Origin of the sequence: Streptococcus sp. GS001 (assembly GCF_021595565.1) — a bacterium.
GTDB classification, from domain to species: Bacteria; Bacillota; Bacilli; order Lactobacillales; family Streptococcaceae; genus Streptococcus; species Streptococcus xiaochunlingii.
This window is the reverse complement of record NZ_JACSYJ010000001.1, coordinates 521871-541291: the sequence shown is the minus strand read 5'-3', so window position 1 is coordinate 541291 and position 19421 is coordinate 521871. Positions and strand designations below refer to the sequence as shown.

General features: G+C 43.2%; 19 protein-coding genes. All 19 read right to left on the bottom strand.

What is annotated here, in order from left to right:
• Positions 1 to 8: 8 nt before the first annotated feature.
• The 19 genes from H8S88_RS02725 to H8S88_RS09895 all read right to left on the bottom strand — a co-directional run bounded on the left by H8S88_RS02725 (position 9) and on the right by H8S88_RS09895 (position 19187).
• Positions 9 to 548: an NADPH-dependent FMN reductase gene (locus tag H8S88_RS02725; protein WP_125335922.1), complete on the bottom strand. Its 540-nt coding sequence runs from the start codon at positions 546 to 548 to the stop codon at positions 9 to 11.
• Between the two features lie 147 nt (positions 549 to 695).
• Positions 696 to 1547: a VOC family protein gene (locus H8S88_RS02720; protein ID WP_125335924.1), complete on the bottom strand. Its 852-nt coding sequence runs from the start codon at positions 1545 to 1547 to the stop codon at positions 696 to 698.
• 211 nt (positions 1548 to 1758) lie between these two features.
• Positions 1759 to 3498 carry a DUF2075 domain-containing protein gene (locus H8S88_RS02715; RefSeq protein ID WP_125335926.1) on the bottom strand — a complete coding sequence of 580 codons (1740 nt, stop codon included), beginning with the start codon at positions 3496 to 3498 and terminating at the stop codon, positions 1759 to 1761.
• The gene (locus H8S88_RS02710; protein WP_061564146.1) at positions 3495 to 3833 is read right to left on the bottom strand and encodes a nucleotide pyrophosphohydrolase; all 339 of its coding nucleotides are present in this window, start codon (positions 3831 to 3833) and stop codon (positions 3495 to 3497) included. Before H8S88_RS02710 ends, H8S88_RS02715 begins: the two co-directional genes overlap by 4 nt.
• Positions 3834 to 3959: 126 nt before the next feature.
• Positions 3960 to 4325, bottom strand: a complete 366-nt coding sequence (locus H8S88_RS02705; RefSeq protein WP_125335928.1) for a TIGR02328 family protein — start codon at positions 4323 to 4325, stop codon at positions 3960 to 3962.
• On the bottom strand, positions 4326 to 4703 hold the full coding sequence (locus tag H8S88_RS02700; RefSeq protein WP_125335930.1) for a YbgA family protein: 378 nt from the start codon (positions 4701 to 4703) through the stop codon (positions 4326 to 4328).
• Between the two features lie 114 nt (positions 4704 to 4817).
• Positions 4818 to 5765 carry an Rpn family recombination-promoting nuclease/putative transposase gene (locus H8S88_RS02695; protein ID WP_125335932.1) on the bottom strand — a complete coding sequence of 316 codons (948 nt, stop codon included), beginning with the start codon at positions 5763 to 5765 and terminating at the stop codon, positions 4818 to 4820.
• 538 nt (positions 5766 to 6303) lie between these two features.
• The gene (locus tag H8S88_RS02690; RefSeq protein WP_125335934.1) at positions 6304 to 8172 is read right to left on the bottom strand and encodes an ABC transporter ATP-binding protein; all 1869 of its coding nucleotides are present in this window, start codon (positions 8170 to 8172) and stop codon (positions 6304 to 6306) included.
• Positions 8162 to 9910: an ABC transporter ATP-binding protein gene (locus tag H8S88_RS02685; protein WP_125335936.1), complete on the bottom strand. Its 1749-nt coding sequence runs from the start codon at positions 9908 to 9910 to the stop codon at positions 8162 to 8164. Before H8S88_RS02685 ends, H8S88_RS02690 begins: the two co-directional genes overlap by 11 nt.
• A 252-nt stretch (positions 9911 to 10162) precedes the next feature.
• The gene (locus H8S88_RS02680; RefSeq protein ID WP_236127891.1) at positions 10163 to 11929 is read right to left on the bottom strand and encodes a glycerophosphoryl diester phosphodiesterase membrane domain-containing protein; all 1767 of its coding nucleotides are present in this window, start codon (positions 11927 to 11929) and stop codon (positions 10163 to 10165) included.
• 258 nt (positions 11930 to 12187) lie between these two features.
• Positions 12188 to 13333 (bottom strand): FtsX-like permease family protein, encoded by a 1146-nt coding sequence (locus H8S88_RS02675; RefSeq protein WP_195610741.1) that lies wholly within the window; start codon positions 13331 to 13333, stop codon positions 12188 to 12190.
• A 3-nt stretch (positions 13334 to 13336) separates the two neighbouring features.
• The gene (locus tag H8S88_RS02670) at positions 13337 to 14017 is read right to left on the bottom strand and encodes an ABC transporter ATP-binding protein (RefSeq protein WP_236127890.1); all 681 of its coding nucleotides are present in this window, start codon (positions 14015 to 14017) and stop codon (positions 13337 to 13339) included.
• Positions 14014 to 14589, bottom strand: coding sequence for a TetR/AcrR family transcriptional regulator (locus tag H8S88_RS02665; protein ID WP_125335944.1), 576 nt, complete (start codon positions 14587 to 14589; stop codon positions 14014 to 14016). The genes H8S88_RS02670 and H8S88_RS02665 overlap by 4 nt, the downstream gene beginning before the upstream one ends.
• Positions 14590 to 14737: 148 nt before the next feature.
• Positions 14738 to 15661 carry an aldo/keto reductase gene (locus H8S88_RS02660; protein ID WP_236127889.1) on the bottom strand — a complete coding sequence of 308 codons (924 nt, stop codon included), beginning with the start codon at positions 15659 to 15661 and terminating at the stop codon, positions 14738 to 14740.
• Positions 15662 to 15763: 102 nt separating this feature from the next.
• Positions 15764 to 16978, bottom strand: a complete 1215-nt coding sequence (locus H8S88_RS02655) for an ABC transporter permease (protein ID WP_135782532.1) — start codon at positions 16976 to 16978, stop codon at positions 15764 to 15766.
• Positions 16975 to 17868, bottom strand: coding sequence for an ABC transporter ATP-binding protein (locus tag H8S88_RS02650; RefSeq protein WP_125335951.1), 894 nt, complete (start codon positions 17866 to 17868; stop codon positions 16975 to 16977). The genes H8S88_RS02655 and H8S88_RS02650 overlap by 4 nt, the downstream gene beginning before the upstream one ends.
• A gap of 11 nt (positions 17869 to 17879) precedes the next feature.
• Positions 17880 to 18602: a DUF3169 family protein gene (locus H8S88_RS02645; RefSeq protein ID WP_236127888.1), complete on the bottom strand. Its 723-nt coding sequence runs from the start codon at positions 18600 to 18602 to the stop codon at positions 17880 to 17882.
• 53 nt (positions 18603 to 18655) lie between these two features.
• Positions 18656 to 18865 (bottom strand): helix-turn-helix transcriptional regulator, encoded by a 210-nt coding sequence (locus H8S88_RS02640; protein WP_003002675.1) that lies wholly within the window; start codon positions 18863 to 18865, stop codon positions 18656 to 18658.
• Positions 18866 to 18878: 13 nt separating this feature from the next.
• A complete protein-coding gene (locus tag H8S88_RS09895; RefSeq protein WP_061455075.1) occupies positions 18879 to 19187 on the bottom strand; it encodes a hypothetical protein in 309 nt (102 codons plus the stop codon).
• Between the last annotated feature and the right edge of the window lie 234 nt (positions 19188 to 19421).

Below are 19421 nucleotides of genomic sequence, written 5' to 3'. Positions count from 1 at the left end.
AGTTTTTTTTACGCTTCCAATAGGGCTTGGGCTTGTTTTTCCAATCCTGTGATTGCTTCGTCTGTCAAGAACAATTCACCTGTTTCCCAGGCTTCTGGGTTAACGGTTGTTCCTGTGAAATCTCCCACTACTTGGGTACGAACGAATGGTAGGAGGGCTTGGTAAGCCGCAAACATTGGCTCGTGTCCTGCATTAGCGACTGAAGAGACTGTTACAATCTTGTCTTGGAGGGCAGATGGACCACGAGTTTCTGACAGGTCAAGGGCACGGCTGAGCCAGTCAATCAAGTTTTTCACTACACCTGGAATGGCAAAGTTATAGACTGGTGAGAAGATCCAGATAGCATCCGCAGCAAGGACTGCATCACGTGCTGCTTGCACTGCTGGTAAGGTTGGCGTTTCCAAATCTTGATTCATCATTGGGATGTCTTTGTAGTCCAAGTAAGTCACTGTTGCTTTTCCTTCTAGGATGCTTTCTGCTTTCTTAGCCATTTGGTGGTTAAAAGATCCTTGACGAAGAGATCCGACGATAAATAGAATGTTTTTCATAGTTGTTTCCTCTTTCTGTTGTAAGTTTATTTATTACAAAAACTATTATACACGGCCTAGATGTAATGTCAAGAATTACATCTTGAAATATCACTAATTTTTACTATTTTTGTTTTTCCTTTCAAAAACCCTAATTTATCAAGCTTTCTAACCTTTTCTGACTCGGGTTACAATCCCATCCGGGTCTGTAAACTCGAGCTCGCCTGAGGTCAGCCAGGTGACTGGTGCCTCCTGCTCTTTTGCTCGCTCTGCGATGGCAACCAAGTCTTCTTTCTGTTTTACGTGGACGACGTAATAGGCAAGGCCAGGAAGCTGAGCTTCACGTTTGGCTAAGTGCTTTCCACCCCACTCATTGACAGCCAGGTGATGGTGGTAGTCCCCAGAAGCGATCCAGCTGGCTGATGGGACGGTGAACTTATCTGACAGGTCTAGCACTTTCTGATAAAAGGCTGACGCTGCTCGGCTATCTCTCACGGAGAGATGAACATGCCCCATGCGGGTATCAGACGCTATCTGGAAAGGCTCCACCTTGCGGCCCATCTCATAGATCTCTTGGGCAGACAGTTCCTCTGTCACCCCAATGATACGCCCATCTTCACGGATATCCCACTCCGCCACTGGCTTATCCCGGTAGAGCTCAATACCGTTGCCCTCTGGATCTTCAAGATAGAGGGCTTCGCTGTAGCCATGGTCGGCAGCCCCGACAAAGGGAACCTTCAGCTCAGCCATATGCTTGAAGACATCCGCTAGGTCCTCCCGACTAGGTAGGAGAATGGCCATGTGGTAGAGACCGTAGCTAGCCTTAACAGACTCAGTCCGATCCGTTTGGATCAGGTGGACCAAGGGCTTGCCTCCAGCCCCAAGAAGGACTTCCTCCTCAGTCTGAGACAAAATCTCCAAACCCAGAATTTGGGTATAAAAAGCGGTCTGGCGAGCCAGATCCTTCACATTGAGCACTGCTTCTGCCAGGCAAATCTTGCTATTGTATGCGTAAGTCATAGTTCTCTCCTTTTCGGTTATGCTTTGTTGTAACACTTTACATTACATCATTATACACTCTTTTATAAAAGAATCAAGAAAAATAACTCGACGAAAACCCTCCTTAGAAAACTAAGGAGGGGTGTGAGTTTAATAGTTGGACAAAATAATTATCTTACTTTAGAACATTTCCGCTACCCTTATCAAAATTCAGGAAACTATTTTTGAAATCTTACTTTCTATTACCAATTGCTTTCTTAAGAGCATTTTGAAGTTCTTCATCAACCGCATAGACATATAGCCCGTTAACTCCACGGGTCAGCAAAACATTTAACTCATTTCGCAATAATGTTTCTCCGTAATTAATCATTTTACCTGATTCAAGTTTTCTGTTTTGCACAGCACTTTTATTTTTACTTTCACTTATATCAAAAATGATTTTCCCGTCTCTATATTTGACAGATGGGCCAATGATAACTCCCACATAATTTAGATCAAATCCCTGAACGGTAAACGTTGAGCCAATTTCATGAATCGTTTGAGACTGCTCTATCCAGGATAAATGTTTAGATTCTTTTTCTTTTGCAAGTTGTCTGTTCCACGGACAAGACCAGTCTCCGATACGAACACACCAATAGTCCGAATCCTTTGGTTTTGATTGACTACTATATTCCCAATCATAGGTTGCTGTTAAGCGTGAAATCCCTAAACTTTGATTATCATTTTTTTCCATGATTGCACTTTGAAGTTCCTCAGGAGAGTCAAAAACTCTAATATCATAATCATTATCTCTTGGAACCTCATTCACAACTCCAACATCAATCAGATTTCTTATCCACTCAACTGTTTCCTTTGTAGCATGGATACGCATTTGGTTATGTAGCGTAATGAGATTTCCTTTTAAATTGGCTTCGTGTTCCAATTTCAAGAAAGAATCATCTGTCCATATTTGGGATTTGTTCATGATCTGATTTTCATCATAAACAAGTACTACTACTTTTGATTTAGAAAGTAAATCATTTAGATGATTTCCACCTAGATAAGCTTGATTTTTTGCAGTCAATAATAAATGACCTTCATCAACCACTACAATTCCAGCATCAGTTTTTTCTTTCTTCAGAGCATTCAAAAATTGAGTCGGTTTCATCACAACATTAATATTTGATCCACTCTTCCATTCCAATTTTTTCTCAATTTCTTGGTAAACACTGAGTTGATCATCATGATTCACAACCAAATTGATATCATTGTTTTCACGGATCATCTGAATATCTTCAGAATTCAACAAATCATCGATGAGAGAACTCATCAATACCGTTTTCCCTGCACCAGCATCACCCTTTACTAAAATTAGAACTCCTGTTTCATTTTTACTGATGACGGATGTAATTTTGAGCAATATTTCATTTTTGGCCTTTACTTGTTCATCCGTTAACTTGTGAAATGGAGAGGATTTAAATATCGCTGAATTTCTAATAAAGCTTTCAGCTGGGAATAAATAGTGGTTTTTTCTATTTAGGCTTCTCCAAATCTTTGAAAAAATCTCGTCCAATTCCTCAGAAGTATAGTATTGATTTTGAGGATTCCCTCTTCTATTCTGAACACGTTCAACCTGTTCAACACTTGAAAGATAGAGCATTAATCTATTCTCAATATCCAATGTCAATGATTTATTAAAATGGTTATGCCCAATGACAAACATTTTAGAAGTTTTAGATTGTTCAAATTGTCGCCAATCTTCTCGGTTCTTCTTTATATCATCTGATAAGTGTTGATTTGTTCTTCGAATAATATCTGTTGTTTCTCCAACATACACACTATACTTATTTTTATTCTCATCATTTACGATATATACAGTTGGGTAATCAAAAATGAGCTTAGAATATTTGGGTTCAACAGAATCTTTTATCTGATTAAATGTTCGACTTGAATAGTCTATTTCCAATACTACGGGCGGTTGAATTTTACTCATTTTTTCTCCAAGTCCGTATATTTTTTATTGCTACCTTTACTTAATTCTACAGGATATTTTTTTGAATTTATGTCAATTTTCTCTTTTATAATTTCTTCTACATCTAGATTCAAATTATCTGCCAACATTAAAGAATACATAAAAACATCCGCAAGTTCTTCTTTAATTTCTTGTAACGACTTTTCAACTACTTCCTCTGATTGTTTCCATTGAAAAAGTTCTAATAATTCGCTTGCTTCTAATGAAATCGAAATGGCCAGATCTTTTTCATTATGAAACTTTCTCCAGTCGCGTTCATCTCTAAATTGATTAATTAAATCGATTAATTCTTTCATCCGTCTATCCTTTTCCTGTACATAATCTCCTATTATTATAGCATGTTTGGGAAAGAAATTAACGCTTTCAAAGCATTTTGTTGGTTTTTCGCGCAATAAAACGAACCTGGTCTGGTTCGTTTTTTCTTAATCTAGTTGAATCCCTTTTTCTGCTAGATTGTCCAGGCATTCTTTAAGGTAAGTAGCCTGGTGTTCGGGATAGATTGGGCTGCTCAAGCCTTCTTCTTCCAGCTCTGGGTAGGCTGGGCAGGTCTTGCCTCGGTAGGTCGGCTCCCACCACTCTGGGCTCACCTTGTAGCCACGGGCCGTCATCTCCTCCATGATCAGGCGGTGATAGACATAGAGGCGATAGGGCGAGTAGTCAAAGACATAGTTGACCGTCGCGTGCTTCTTGCCCCAGCCATTGCCTCGAAGGGCGCAGCATTCCCGGTGTTGGCCTAGGAGCTGGGGACGAGGGAGTTTGCTAATCAAGTCTTGGTGCCACAGTCTCATCTATTGACCTCCTAATAGCGTCGAGTCTTGCAAGTAGCGATTTGGGTAGCGCTTAAGGAGCCTTTGGCTCCCCTTGATGAGATCCTCTTGGCTAGCTTGCCCATGTTGGTACTTCTCAAGTAGCAGCATAAAGTCCGCCTTTTCCTCAGGAGTCGCCTGCTTTTTGAAATAGCCCCAGATATGCTGGAAGGCATTGGAGACCTGGCCACGATTTTCCGGCAAGGCTAGCGCTTGTTGGATCAGGTCCTCGACATGGCTGACCTCCACCTGGTCTTGCTTGAGGTATTCCCGGATCTCCTTGTAAATGTTGCTGGAATGACTCAGCACCAGGTATTTATTTTTTGCCCATAGGACTTGGCAGTGATGTTTTTGATCCACTCGTGTCTCCTTTTGATCTTCTCTATGAATAGTCCTCCCATTATACCATGGAAATGAGTTAAGTCATAAAAAAAGCGGACCTACAAGGCCCGTTTTTTCTCTCCGTTATATCTATCAAAGGGAGGCTTTTAACTGTTCTATCTGCTCTTCACTTAAATCGGTGTACTGTTGGATTTCCTCAGTGCTAAAGCCATTGGCCAAGAGCCCTTGGGCGATACGAAGAGCAGCCTCTTCTCTTCCTTGTTCTAACCCCTGAATTCTTCCTTGTTCTAAACCTTGTTCTAATGCAATCTTGCCAGCTTCTTCCTTGGTTTCTTTGAGCAAGGTTTCCATACACATATTCCAGTTTTCTCTGAGGCGGATGCGTTCATCTATCATGTCTTTTTCCTCCTTGGTCCAATTGGATGGGATTAAGAGTGACTCTGCTTGTTCGATCACCTGATCAGGTTGATGGCTAAAAGGATGATTCCCGAAGAATTCTAGCCACTGTTGCAATGGATCACTCACTTGCGTTCCTCTACTTTCATTATACTTGTCCAATTCTAAAAAGGCAAGTCGCAATAGATTATGACGTTCATTCCCCTTGCTATTAGCGAGAAGGGGACCCCCATGGATGGCATGACGCACTTCATAAACATTGACAGGAGAAGCCTCATCAGGGAAAATACTCTTCTCCAAAATCGCAATCCCATAGACTGGAACCAGATCCTCGTACATCTGATGAGTTTGGCCTTTCTTCCGTTTTTTTCGGACATTTTCAATCAACTGGTTGGCCAGATAATAATAAAAACGATTGACAAAGTACTCCTGCTTCATGACTTGAATCTCAATAATGACTTCTAGGCCCGAATCTAATTTTGCTCGCACATCTACAGAAGTTTCAAATGGGTAATCTCCTAAAAAGCCTTGTTCATGAATTTGATTGCCTTCTAAGATTTCTACCGAGCGGATGGGTAAATCCAAGACCTCTTGGATAAATTTTGCAGTGACATCTGGAATACTAAAAATTTTCTTTGCAATCAGATCCAGAGTGGGTGAAATATGGGGATGACGTTTACGCATTTTTTCCTCCTTTAACATTCTTAATAAGGGAGAACCAACTCCTCCCTCACTTATATCATTCGTAAAAAGATTCACTCCCACGAAAAAAAGTCTGAGACCAGCTCAGACATTAAATATAGACAGACCATTTTTCATAAAACAATCATCGATTTTACAAAAAATGTATTAGTTTAAAAGTGATTCAAATAGAGACTGAAACTTTCTGCCGTGAGAAAAGTGAGAGTGGGACAGAAATCGGTAATTCGTTAGAATTCGATTTCGTCGTCCCACCTCCGCACAGTTGAGTAGGGCTGTAAAAGCTGATGAAATCAGCGTGGTAGAGCCCACTCAACCACTGCGTCTTGCTCGATAATCCAAAGACAATTGAGAGGCTAGGACTTTTGTCCCAGCATCACACGGGAGTTTTGAAACTTTAGGTTCAAAACTAAGGCATGGAACTTCTTCGAAGTTCGCTGACGTCCGATCTCACCTAAGGAAAGTTTCAAAGACAACATTATCCATAAGTAAAAAGTCTGAGACCAGCTCAGACTTTTTTGTGTTAATCAATTTCAAGGCCACCGGTGTAGAGGCGGTAATAAGTTCCGCGTTCTGCCATCAAGGAAGCGTGGTTGCCTCGCTCGATGATGCGTCCCTTGTCCATGACCATGATCACATCCGAGTTGACGATGGTTGAAAGACGGTGGGCGATGACAAAGACGGTCCGTCCTGCCATCAGGCGATCCATCCCCTCTTGGACCATCTTCTCTGTCCGTGAGTCGATTGAGGAAGTTGCTTCATCAAGGATCAAGACTGGCGCATTAGCCAAGGCTGCACGCGCAATAGCGATCAGCTGACGTTGACCGTTAGAGAGACCAGCTCCATCATCATTCAAGACAGTATCGTAGCCTTGGTCCAAATGTTTGACGAAGGAATCCACATTGGCAATGCAGGCTGCTTCCAGGATTTCCTCCCGGGTCGCATCTGATCGACCATAGGCGATATTTTCTGCGATAGTTCCAGTAAAAAGGTGGGTATCCTGCAAGACAATCCCTAGCGAACGACGGAGCGAATCTTTCTCGATCAGCTTCACATCGATCCCATCATAGGTGATAGATCCTGATTGGATATCGTAGAAACGATTGATCAAGTTGGTAATGGTAGTCTTCCCTGCTCCTGTAGCGCCGACAAAGGCAACCTTTTGCCCCTTGTCCGCGTAGAGGTTGATATCGTAAAGGATTTGGTTCTTCTCATTGTAGGAGAAGTCTACATTTGTAAAGACGACATTTCCGACCAGTTTGACCAGTTCGTAGTCGCCGTTTTCCCGAGGGTGTTTCCAAGCCCAGAGATTGGTCTTCTTATCAGTGATGACCATGCGACCATCGACCTCTTCATAGTTGACCAAGGTGACTTTCCCTTCATCCACTTCGACTTCTTCATCCAAGAGATCAAAGATCCGATCTCCCCCAGCAAGAGCCATGAGGACAAAGTTCAACTGTTGCGATACTTGGGTGATTGGTCCGTTGAAGGAACGGTTGAGCTGGAGGAAGGCCATGAGCCCACCAATGGTGAGGCCACTGATACCATTCAAGGCAAAGATCCCTCCGACCAGTGAGGTCAAGACGAAGGAGACATTTCCCAGGTTCCCCAAGATAGGCATCAAGACATTGGCATAGCGGTTAGCCTGGTAGGAAGATTCAAAGAGTTGGTCATTGATCCGCTCAAAGGCTTCAATACTTTCTTTTTCATGAACGAAGGCCTTGACCACCTTTTGACCAGACATCATCTCTTCGATAAAGCCGTTTTCAATCCCTAAGTTCTTTTGCTGATCGGCGAAATAGCGACCAGATTTGCCAGAGATATCTTTGATGACATAGGCCATGACTCCGACCATCAAAAGAACGAGAAGGAAAAGAAGAGGGCTGATCATGATCATGCTGACTGCTACCCCGACAATGGTGATGGCAGACTGCAAAAGCTGCGGGATAGACTGCTCGATCGCTTGACGAAGAGCATCGATGTCATTGGTATAGATCGACATGATGTCCCCGTGCTGGTGGGTATCGAAGTACTTGACAGGTAGCTTCTGCATACGAGCAAAAAGCTGGTTCCGTAGCGAGCGAAGCGTATCCTGAGAGACTGTCGCCATAATGAGGGAGAAACCATAGTTGGCTAGAACCCCCAAGATGCCGACTACTGCCAGCATCATCAAGAAGCTGAGGAGAGGACCAAAGTCCCTGCTTCCACTATCCAACATGGGTTGGATGTATTGGTCCACCAAGGCCCGGATAGAGGAGGTAATATAGACCGTAGAAAGGGAGGCTGCCACAATAAGGACAGCTGCTAAAATGAGAACGAACTTATATTGTTTCCACATATAGTCTAGCAAGCGTACGAGAGAGCCCCAGCTGGCTTTTTTCTTATTCTTCATCTGCTTGTCCTCCTTTCCCTTGGGTTTGCATGTCATAGACTTCACGGTAGATGGCATTGGTCTCGAGCAGTTCTTGATGAGTACCGATGGCATCAATCTTCCCATCATTCATGACCACGATCCGGTCTGCATCTTGGATAGAAGAGATCCGTTGACCAATGATGATCTTGGTCGTGTCCTTGAGACTAGACGCTAGACCTTGACGGATCAGGCTATCCATCTTGGTATCGACAGCTGAAGTCGAATCATCCAAGATCAAGATTTTTGGATTCATCAAGAGCGCGCGGGCGATACAGAGACGTTGGCGCTGACCACCTGAGACATTGGCTCCACCACGTTCGATCATGGTATCATAGCCATCCTTAAAGATCTGGATAAATTCATCTGCTTGAGCGATCTTACAAGCTTCCACGATTTCTTCGTCCGTCGCGTCCTTATTTCCCCAGCGCATGTTTTCCTTGATGGTACCAGAGAAGAGGACATTGGTCTGAAGCACCATAGCAACTTGCTTGCGCAAATGGTCTAGATCATAGTTTCGCACATCCTGACCAGCTACCTTGACACTACCAGACTCTACATCATAGAGACGAGGAATGAGCTGGACCAGACTAGACTTACCAGAACCAGTCCCCCCAAGGATTCCGATCACTTCACCAGAGCGAATGCTGAGGTTGATATCGGACAAGACATGGGCCTTGTCGCCATTTTCGTCTGTGTAGGCGAAGTTCACATGGTCGAAGGTAATAGATCCATCTGCTACTTCTGTCAGACCATTTTCAGGAGAGACGATGGTTGACTCTGTCCCAAGCACTTCATTGATCCGCTCCACTGATGCCATAGAGATTGAGAGCATGACGAAGATCATCATAAACATCATGAGAGACATAAGGATGGTCATGACGTAGGCAAACATAGAGGTCAGCTCACCTGTCGTAAAGCTGCCAGCAACGATGAGTTGTGCCCCGATCCAAGAGATTAAGATAAAGGATGCATACAAGGATAACATCATGGCTGGACTACTCAAGATCACGATGCGAATGGCCTTCATGAACATGTTGTAGATCAAGCGAGAAGCCTTCTTAAACTTAACCGTCTCTTCTTCTTCCTTAACATAGGACTTGACCACGCGCATGTTGGTAATATTTTCCTGGATGCTGTTGTTCAAGTTATCATAGGCGTCAAAGACCTTGGTAAAGAGTGGATAGACAATCTTAGTGATCACACCCAAGACCAAACCCAAGAAAAGGGTAATCCCTACAAAGATCATGGCCATCTGCGGATTGATCAAATAGCTAGCAACAATGGCAAAGATCAAGTTGAGCGGAGCACGGACACAGATCCGGATGACCATCTGATAGGAGTTCTGCACATTGGTCACATCCGTCATCATGCGGGTTACTAGACCACCTGAGGAGAAGCTATCGATGTTTTCAAAGGAGAAGGTTTGGATCTTTTTAAAGATCGCCTTCCGTAGATTCTTAGCAAATCCGGCTGATGCAAAAGCCCCGTAGCGAGCCGACTGCATCCCACAGAAAAGAGAGAGAAAGGCGAAGACCAACATGAGGAGACCATAGGTCAGAACCGTGGTCATATCCCCCTTTTGGACCCCCTTGTCCAGAAGCGTCGCCATGATAAAGGGAATAGAAATCTCAAACATGACCTCAAACACCATATAGAGTGAGGCCAGAATAGAGGGTTTCTTATATTCCTTGATTTCAGCAATCAATGACTGAAGCATAGATACCTCCTAAAATACTAGTTAGTACAGTTTTCGTCAGCAAGACGTCCATTCCCAAACAAAGAGAAAATCATTTGAAGAGATCGGCCATCTCTGCATGCGAAAGCTATAGAAAGAGAAAGCGCCCTGACAGCGTTACTGTAGGGACGACTTTCATTATTCATAACAGTTATTATAGCTTAACAATGGATAAAAATCAAACTTTTAGTCAGTCCTTACCAAATAGACTGACATTCTTCTGGATACAAGTTTCTACTCTTCACTGGTACTGAGAGACACCAAGCTTAAGAAGCGATCAAAGTAGGTCTTGTTCTTCTTCAAGTTTTTCTTCAGGCTTTGCGCTTCTGCTACTTCATCCGTGATGATCCCATCAATCGGCCGTTGAAGGTAGGCCGTTAACTTTTGCTCATCATTGATGGTCCAGACATAGAGCTCTTTTTTCATCTCATGGGCCTGGGTTACTAAATCCTCCTGATAAGAAAAGTCTTCGATCGCAAAGAAATCGACTGAGGCATTTTCAAATTGACCAAACTGAATCGGAATGACATAGCCGGTCTTAATCTCCGGGGCTTTCTTCTCCACCTTTTCCATCACCGACAGATCCAAGGACATGGTTGGATAGTCCTTTTCAACTCCCAACTCCTTCATCTTTTGGACGAAGAGGTCCACGTAATTCTCTGGTTCTGCACCGTGAGGCTTGAGCTCGACCAAGAGGGGCATTTTCAGCTCCTTGGCCCGGGTGACAAACTCCTCAAAGGAGGGGATATGACTGGTATGACCATCCTGTTGGATCTTCAATCCCTGTACCTCAGCCAGGGTCATATCTTTGACATCCTTGTCCACTCCAGCCAAGCGTTTGAGATTGTAATCATGCATGACGACGAATTGATGATCCTTGGTCAAGAGGATATCCATCTCTACATAGGAAGCCTTCTCCTTGGCAGCTGCCTCGAGTGCTTCGAGGGAATTTTCTACACCCTTGGCCACATAGCCACGATGGGCTACGATTTTTACTTGGTCATTGACCTCTAAGGTCGCTAAGTCATATGCGGCCATCCCTGATTGAGTCAAGAGGAAAAGAAAGGTCAGAACAAAGAGTCCCTTCATCTTCCGAGAGCCTCGAGTCTTGATGACCGAACGACTTGGAGCTTCCCAACCATTGTCCAGGATGATTCCCAAGGTTCCCAGTTTAGACATGACAGAAAAGAGGAAAATATAGAGGCGGATCAAGACCAAAAAGATAGTCTGCACCCAGATATGCTGACCCGTTTTGTCCAGCTGACTAGACGCAAAGACCAGGCCAAGGATCAAGAGAATACCCGTAACAGAAAGGATAAACTCAAAGGAGAAGATCCGCAGGATAAGGCGGATCCCACCCTTCTTGGTCACCTCCCAACTCTTGCGCATGGCAGCCCCAAAAGGCAACTCTTCAATCACGATATTGGGTACCGTATAGATGAGACGCAGATTGAGATAGATCAGAAGAACTTGAACTATGAAGAGGCCGATGGTCCCAGCGGTCGTCTTGCTAAACTCCCCTGTGATAAAGTTCGGAATATAGAGACCGTCCGTCAGTATTGAGCCAATGAAGAGACCCGCAACAGGCAGAGTCAGAACCATATAAAAGAGAAAATGCAACAGCTTCCAACCGCTAAAATCCTTTAAGCGACCAAAAGACTGGCGAAAGACCTTTTTAAAAGACAGGTGCTGATCCGTACGAGACAGATAGATCAGGGCGATCATGGTCCGCATCTCCAGCATAAAGAGAAAGGCGAAGACGATGGCAAAGAGAATCAAAGCCACTAGACTCAATGGATTGGTCAAGGTCGTGAGGATATTGTTCTTGTCAATGTTGGACTCACCCGATAAGAGGAGGGCCAGTTGAAAGACCCAACTCAAGGCCGCAGCTCCTATACCAACCACAAACTGCAAAAGTATCCCCACAGAGATAAAGGACCATTTATTGCGCCAGATTAAGTAAAAGGCCCCCTTCAGGTCCTGCCAATAACTCCGTTTCATGCTGTCTCTCTTTCCTTTCTTTTATTCCCCTAGAATAGCGGAAAAGCCTCTCCCTGTCAATGATTCTACAAGAAAAAGGCTGGGACAAAAGTCCTGGCCTCTCAATTGTCTTTAGATTGTCGAGCAAGACGCAGTGGTTGAGTGGGCTCTACTACGCTGATTTCATCAGCTTTTACAGCCCTACTCAACTATGAGGAGGTGGGACGACGAAATCAAATTCTAACGAATTACCAATTTCTGTCCCACTCTCTTTTCTATTTATTCAGCTAAGAGCACTTCTTTGATGGTTTGTTTTTGGAGTTTTCTGTTGGATAGATAAAAGAGGCTTTCGTAAACCACAACAAAACCGATCAAAGTCCAGAAGCACACATTCCCATCAAAGTGATGCTCAATCTTTCCAGGAACCGTATCTTTGATCACACCGATCAAGATTTCCATGATGCCATATTGATAAGCCGTCCCAAGAACAAATCCTAAATAAGCCCAAAAACGATAGGGAGCGAGAATATGACCTTGGCATTCACGATTGGTGTAGCCAAAAGCCTTCATAAGAGCCAAGGTTTCGCGGCTTTCTGAGACCACAATCCCCAATGACAAAAAGAGAATCGAGAAAGAAAGGATCAAGCCAATCATAATCATCATGGTTTGGATGATGTCATCTGTATAATCTCTTAAGCCAAAGGACAATTGAACCATGGCCGCAAAACACATAGATCCAAAGACTACAAAAAACAGGATAGATTTTCTCCCCCAAATCAGTGATGAGGACAGCTCTTTTAGGAAGGCCTTCTCTTTCTTAGGAGCCCTCTTTCTCCTTTTGACCTTGATAGGACTTGGAGATTTTTTCAATAAGCGAAGAGCAGGTGTTTGTAGTTGTCTTCTAGCATAAGCAATCGCGAGAAGCATAAAGAAGGTCGTTGGCAGGATCACCAAAGCAAGCAAGAGCTGCCAGTGAAAGTGAATGGTAATTTCTGGCAAAATCCCCTTCTCATTACGGAAGTCGTAAAAATGTCCCATCATGAGAAATGAAGTGAAATAGCCAAGAAGCGCTCCAGCTCCAAAACTGAGTCCAAAGGCCCAAAATCGTTTCGCCAACTGACCATTGCTATAGCCCAAAGCCTTTAAAATCCCTAATTGTTCCTTGTGGTCATCGACAAATTGTTTGATATAAAAACACATGAGAAGGACCGACGTCAAGGACAAGACGACTCCACTGACCATTGCTACCATCCAAGAAAGCGAAACTTGGGCATCATAGTAGGTCTGAATCATTGGATTGGTTTTAGAAATCTCCAACTGCTCGATATCCAGATAAAAATTCAAGAAGAGATTGGCCACAAAGACCGCACAAGCCCCAATGATACTGACGACAACTAATTTTCGAATATCTTTTACTGAAAACACGGCTTACCATCCAATCTCATAGGCAGTCTGAGGTTGATCATTGGTCACAACTTCTGTAATCTTGCCACTATTGACACGAATGATAGTTCTAGCCATATCCGCAATATTTTGGTTGTGTGTCACCATAATCAAGGTAAAGCCCAGCTTTTCCTTCAATTTCCAGATATAGTCGAGAATCTTGCGCCCTGTTTCTTCATCGAGGGCTCCCGTCGGCTCATCTAAGAAAAGAATCTCGGGCTTTTTGACCAAGGCTCGGGCAATGGAGACTCTCTGCTGTTCCCCACCCGACAATTCACTCGGATACTTGTCTAGCTTATCGCCAAGTCCCAAATCTTCTATGATCTGCAAAAAGTCATGATTGTTTGCCAGGTCTGCCCCCATCTTTACATTCTGTTTGACCGTTAGATTCGGTAATAAATAATACTGCTGGAAAATAAAGGCAATCTTCTCACGTCTAAAAGTTGTCAATTGAGCATCCGTGAGTTGAGATAAATCTTGTCCTTGAATGAGGATATGCCCTTCGTCTACCTTTTCTAATCCTGATAACACATTTAAGAGAGTTGACTTGCCCGATCCAGAAGGACCAAGGATAACCACATCATCCTGGTCTTGAATCCGCAAATCAATCCCCTTTAAAACCTTGGTTTGGCCGTAACTTTTGTGCACATTTTCTAGTTGAATCATTTCTTTCCTACCATTTCTTTGATGAGAGATTGACAAACCTCTGTCAGTAATCCAATCACTTCTTCCATGCTGAACTGATAAATGCCAGAAGCAACCATCGAGGCCATCCCGTGTGAGTAGATAAATAGATGCTGGTACAAGCGACTAGCCTCCTCTACAGTCAAAGGATAGCCTGCAACAATCGAATCCAGAACCAATTGGTAACTATGATCCTTCATGGGAAGAAAATCTTGAAAGCGACGAATCGGATCTTTGCTAGGATTTTGGAAAAGCAAATGAAAGAGTTGGGGCTCTTTTGAGGCGAAAAGGATATAAGCAACCCCGACAGATCGGAAAGGCTTTTCATCTTCTAAGGCCTTGCGAATATACTCCACCACGACCATCTCCGCAGCACCAATAACCTCTGCTTGTAACTCGGACATATTAGCAAATTGCCCAAAAATGACTCTCGGTGTGGCTCCCAGTTTCTCCGCTAATGCTCGAGCTGTCAAACTAGCCATACCCTCTTCTCTCACCAATTGTAAAGCTGTCCCAATGATAGCCTCTTTACTAAATTTAACCTTTGGTGGCATAAGACTCCTTTCACGCAACATTTGTTGCGCAACACTTGTTGCATAAAGAATACCATAAAAAAGAAAGACTTGTCAAGAAAAATCTGAAAACTACAAAACAAAAAACCAGTCCACCGATAAGAGTGGAATCTGGTTTACTAACAAGATTCTAAGGCAAATCATTTCCCGTCGCCAAGTAGATTTGGTACCATTCCTTGCGGGTCAAATTCACCTCTGCTGCTTTCCCTGCTTCAAGGACATGCTGGGGCTTGGTCGTTCCGATGACAGCCTGCATCTTACCCGGATAGCGAAGGACCCAAGCAAGGGCGATAGCTGTCGGTGTAACTTGATATTTCTTCGCCAAGTCAGTAAGGACATGATTGAGATCCGCAAATTCTTCTTTGCCGACAAAATTCCCCTTGAAATAGCCATGCTGGAGGACAGACCAAGCTTGAATCACCGTATCAGTTAAGCGACAATACTCAAAGACACTGCCATCTCGCACGGCTGCTTTTGGGCCTTCCATGTTGACATGAAAACCAGCTTCAAAGCTCGGTGTAAAGGCTGCACTCAACTGGAGCTGGTTGACCTTGAGAGGTTGTTTGACAGCCGTCTTAAGCAATTCCATCATCATGGGATTTTGATTGGACACCCCAAAATGACGGACCTTGCCCGCTTGCTCCAACTGATCAAAAGCTTCCGCCACCTCTTCAGGCTCCATGAGGGCATCCGGTTGGTGAAGGAGGAGGCTATCCAAGCGCTCGATCTGCAGACGCTCGAGGATGCCATCAACGGAATCCAAAATATAATCTTTGGAAAAATCAAAATAGGTAAAGCCGTCTTTGCGAATCCCACACTTGGACTGGATCCACATCTGGTCCCGAAGATCTGGACGACGCTTGAGGACCTTTCCAAGCAAGACCTCACACTGACCATCGCCATAGATATCCGCCAGATCAAAAGTGTTGATCCCGATCGACAAGGCCGCCTCCACCAAGGCCTCCACCTCATCTTCACTCATCTGACTGATCCGCATCATCCCAAGGACAATCGTGGACAGACGCTCATTTTCAGCAAACTCAATATAGTTCATGTCCGCCTCCTTTTCATTCTTCTTTCATTATAATGTAAAGAAGATCAAACAGCAATGATTTCACAAAGAAAACACCTTCAGCATTTACTGAAGGTGTCTTTTTTAACGATAGCTCAAAGCTTTTTTGACTGTTTTGACCAAGCCTAAGTCATCGGTTTGTAAGATCAGGCTAGAATAGATTTTTCCAATAATCATAGTGCCGAGGAGCGTGAAGGCCAAGGCGATTCCGAATGAACCCCATGATTCAAGTCCACTTGCATAGCCATTGATCGTACGGAATGGCATGAAGAAGGTTGAAATGAATGGAACGTAAGATCCAATCTTCAATAGTGGGACATCTCCTGCGCTACCCAAGGTAGTCACTCCAAAGAATCCAACCATCACCAACATCATCAGAGGAGAGAGGGCCTTCCCTGTATCTTCAGGACGAGCAACTGTTGAGCCTAAGAAAGCTGAGAGAACCACGTACATGAAGATTCCGAGAATGATAAAGAAGAAGGTATTCAAGGAAATGGATTGTCCAATATGTTGAGTAATAGGAGAGTCTGGTGATAAAATATCTTTCACAAGCGGAATGGAATCTCTAAAGATCCAAACGCCTCCCAAACCTACTGCATAGATACCAATATGGGTAAAAATCACCCCGAATAGACCAATCATACGAGCATAGAAATAGTGAGTTGCGCGAATGCTTGAGAAGACCACTTCCATAATCTTGGTCCCTTTTTCACTGGCTACCTCTTGAGCAGTGATACTTGAATAAAAGATCAGAATCATGTAGAGAAGAAAACCGATTCCTCCAGCTACCATGGTCTGCACCATTTTCAGGCCTTCTTTCTTCTCATCAATTTTTTCAGTCAATGAGACCTGTTGAGAAAGGGCTGTTAACTGCTCTTGGCTTAAGTCTGCCTTAGAAACATTGAGCATTTGTTGGACCTGACTCAATTTTGCCATGACGATTGATTTGAACTCTGGCTTCATGGCATCCTCGCTCTGGTAGCGAGCCTCTAGCTGGCCATTCTTTTCTTCAACTGTGAGGATACCTTTGATCTCTTCCTCTTTCATAGCCTTTTTAGCTGCTGCTTCATCCTTATAGTCAAAGGTCAAGCCATCGGTGTCTTTCAATCCTTCCTTGACAGGAGCTTGATCTGTAATCAAGGCGACGTTGCTTTTAGCAGAGGTAGAAGAGCCAACGAAATAGTTTATTCCGATCGTCAATCCAATGAAGAGAAAGGGAGAAAGGACCATCAGGAAAAAGCTCCATGATTTCACTTGGCGTAAATAAGTTTCTTTGATAACAATCAGCATCTGTTTCATACTTCTACTCCTGATTCTAATTTAAAGATTTCATCAATGGTTGGGGCTTGTTGGTCAAAGGTTGCTAGATAGCGACCCTTGGTCAACTGGTCAAAGAGGTCTGGACCTGCTGTCTCATCATCCAATACCAACTTCCATAGACCTTGCTTGGTCATAGTCACTTTAGTCACATGAGGCAAGTCTTCCAACTCCTCTTTACTGAAGTCATTGGATACGAAGAGACGAGTCTTGCCAAAGCTATTACGAACTTCTTGTACGGGACCTGAAAGAATCACAGATCCATCACGGATCATGACCAACTCATCACAGAGTTCTTCCACATTGGTCATGACATGGTCAGAGAAGATAATGGTCGCACCGCGTTCTTTTTCTTCAAAGATGACCTGCTTGAGGACTTCTGTATTGACAGGATCCAGTCCACTAAAAGGCTCATCTAGGATGATCAATTTTGGCTCATGAATCATGGTAATGATCAATTGCACCTTTTGCTGATTCCCTTTTGAGAGGCTCTTGATCTTATCGGTTAATTTCCCTTTTACTTGGAGTTTTTCCATCCAGATTGGAAGTTTCTCCTTTACCTCAGCTGTTGACATGCCTTTGAGATTGGCAAGGTAACGGACTTGCTCATAGATGGTCAACTTAGGCATGAGGCTCCGCTCTTCTGGCAGGTAACCAATTTCCTTATAGGTTTCTTGACTGATTGCTTTGCCATCCAATTGGATATCGCCACTGTATTCTAGGAAGCGGAGGATACTATGGAAGATGGTGGTCTTCCCTGCTCCGTTCTTCCCGATCAAACCTAAGATGGATCCTTTTTTCGCAGTCAAGTCAATGCCGAACAAGACTTGCTTTTTGCCAAAACTCTTTTCTAAATTTCTGATTTCTAACATAGAAAACTCCTCTACTCTTTATAGTAACGTTTGGTAATCTTGTACTGAGAGACCAAGATATAGATATAAATCAGTGATACAACTACTAATGCTAACAAGATATCTGCCTGGAATGTAATGCCCACTAAGAATATCGCCATTAAGGAAATCGGTAAGACATAATTGCTTAACTTAAAGACAATGTCGAAGTTCTCCTCATAGCAAATTTGTTTCTCTGCCTCATCCATCATGCTCATCATTAATTCACGGACTTCTGCCCCACTAGCATTGCGTGGGATTGCTTTTCCATAAATCTGTTTGAAGGTTTTTCTAAACTGATGTTCCAGTCCAAAAGTAAGAAGGAGCAAAGCAAGGAAAATAAGCGGGATGGTGTATTTCCCAAAAACACCTGTTAGTTTTTCTTCATAGACTAGTTTTTGGCAAGAAAAGAAAATCACTAATAGATAGGGAACAATCATGATGCCTTTGAAAATCGCGGCCAAGTCATAAAGCCTTCTCGTTTGACTTTCATAATGGTAGGCTTCGTCCTCATCTTCTGTCTCCTCCATCATTTGATAAGACTGGCGGGACGACAAGAGATAAGTAGACGCAATTCCGAAGCTCACCAGATATAAAATGATTGACCCTATATAGAGCATATCTCGATCAAATAGCTTTTGGATTTCAATAGGATGATCTGAACCAAAATAACCTGTCAAAAAGCCAATGATTATTCCTAAAAGGATCAAGGCCATGTTTCTCCAAAAACGAAAACGGGCTGACCTTTCTTTATACTTCTTTTTCACTTTTATTCTTCTCCCTCTACTAGACTAAAAACATTCTCCACCGGTTCCTTGAAAATTTGGGCGATGGTGATGGCAATGATAACCGAAGGGGTGTATTCCCCCCGCTCCAAGAGACTGATGGACTGGCGCGAGACCCCTGCTAGCTTGGCTAGCTCGGATTGGTTGAGTCCATCACGCGCCCTCAGCTCTTTCAGTCGATTTTTTAAGATCATGGCTTTCGCCCCCTTATAGTTGAATACCTTGAATATCTTCGATGCGAACTAATTTTGTCTCTCTTTGTTGTTTATTATTCACACGAGTCAGTTTGACCCAATCTTCGTCGATATCCAAAATTTCATACTCGAATCCAACACCACTCACTGTAACAGTGGCCGTTTGGCCTTTTAATTCTTCTAAAATTCTAGACATGTCTTGATTTCCTTTCACTTGTTTTTCTAATCGTCTAATGCGTTTGTTCAACCTTTTAATCTTCTTTTCTGAGCTCGCATAAACCATAATCAGAAAAGGGATAAAAAGAATCCATATGGCTCCCATAAGAAACCTCCCCTTCTTTCAACTAAAATCATTGTAACACTTCTTTTTCTTTTTGACAAGTATATTTGTCAAAAAAATAAAAATATTTGTCAAAAATAGAAGAATGCTTGACATAGATATTTTGAGTACTTAAAGGAATTTCTCTATTTTAATAGGGTTTCAAGGCCTATAACTTGCAAATCCTGTAAGAAAAAAACAGTTGAGAAATTCTCAACTGTTTCATCTTTTTACGAT

Bases quoted from the DNA above. Each gene is read 5' to 3' on its own strand.
- H8S88_RS02695 (WP_125335932.1), bottom strand. From the start codon at position 5,765: ATGCGTAAACGTCATCCCCATATTTCACCCACTCTGGATCTGATTGCA.
- H8S88_RS02650 (WP_125335951.1), bottom strand. From the start codon at position 17,868: ATGTTAGAAATCAGAAATTTAGAAAAGAGTTTTGGCAAAAAGCAAGTC.
- H8S88_RS02685 (WP_125335936.1), bottom strand. From the start codon at position 9,910: ATGCTTCAGTCATTGATTGCTGAAATCAAGGAATATAAGAAACCCTCT.
- H8S88_RS02715 (WP_125335926.1), bottom strand. From the start codon at position 3,498: ATGAGTAAAATTCAACCGCCCGTAGTATTGGAAATAGACTATTCAAGT.
- H8S88_RS02705 (WP_125335928.1), bottom strand. From the start codon at position 4,325: ATGAGACTGTGGCACCAAGACTTGATTAGCAAACTCCCTCGTCCCCAG.
- H8S88_RS02665 (WP_125335944.1), bottom strand. From the start codon at position 14,589: ATGCCACCAAAGGTTAAATTTAGTAAAGAGGCTATCATTGGGACAGCT.
- H8S88_RS02690 (WP_125335934.1), bottom strand. From the start codon at position 8,172: ATGAAGAATAAGAAAAAAGCCAGCTGGGGCTCTCTCGTACGCTTGCTA.
- H8S88_RS02670 (WP_236127890.1), bottom strand. From the start codon at position 14,017: ATGATTCAACTAGAAAATGTGCACAAAAGTTACGGCCAAACCAAGGTT.
- H8S88_RS02645 (WP_236127888.1), bottom strand. From the start codon at position 18,602: ATGGCCTTGATCCTTTTAGGAATAATCATTGGCTTTTTGACAGGTTAT.
- H8S88_RS02720 (WP_125335924.1), bottom strand. From the start codon at position 1,547: ATGACTTACGCATACAATAGCAAGATTTGCCTGGCAGAAGCAGTGCTC.
- H8S88_RS02660 (WP_236127889.1), bottom strand. From the start codon at position 15,661: ATGAACTATATTGAGTTTGCTGAAAATGAGCGTCTGTCCACGATTGTC.
- H8S88_RS02640 (WP_003002675.1), bottom strand. From the start codon at position 18,865: ATGATCTTAAAAAATCGACTGAAAGAGCTGAGGGCGCGTGATGGACTC.
- H8S88_RS02680 (WP_236127891.1), bottom strand. From the start codon at position 11,929: ATGAAACGGAGTTATTGGCAGGACCTGAAGGGGGCCTTTTACTTAATC.
- H8S88_RS09895 (WP_061455075.1), bottom strand. From the start codon at position 19,187: ATGGGAGCCATATGGATTCTTTTTATCCCTTTTCTGATTATGGTTTAT.
- H8S88_RS02655 (WP_135782532.1), bottom strand. From the start codon at position 16,978: ATGAAACAGATGCTGATTGTTATCAAAGAAACTTATTTACGCCAAGTG.
- H8S88_RS02710 (WP_061564146.1), bottom strand. From the start codon at position 3,833: ATGAAAGAATTAATCGATTTAATTAATCAATTTAGAGATGAACGCGAC.
- H8S88_RS02725 (WP_125335922.1), bottom strand. From the start codon at position 548: ATGAAAAACATTCTATTTATCGTCGGATCTCTTCGTCAAGGATCTTTT.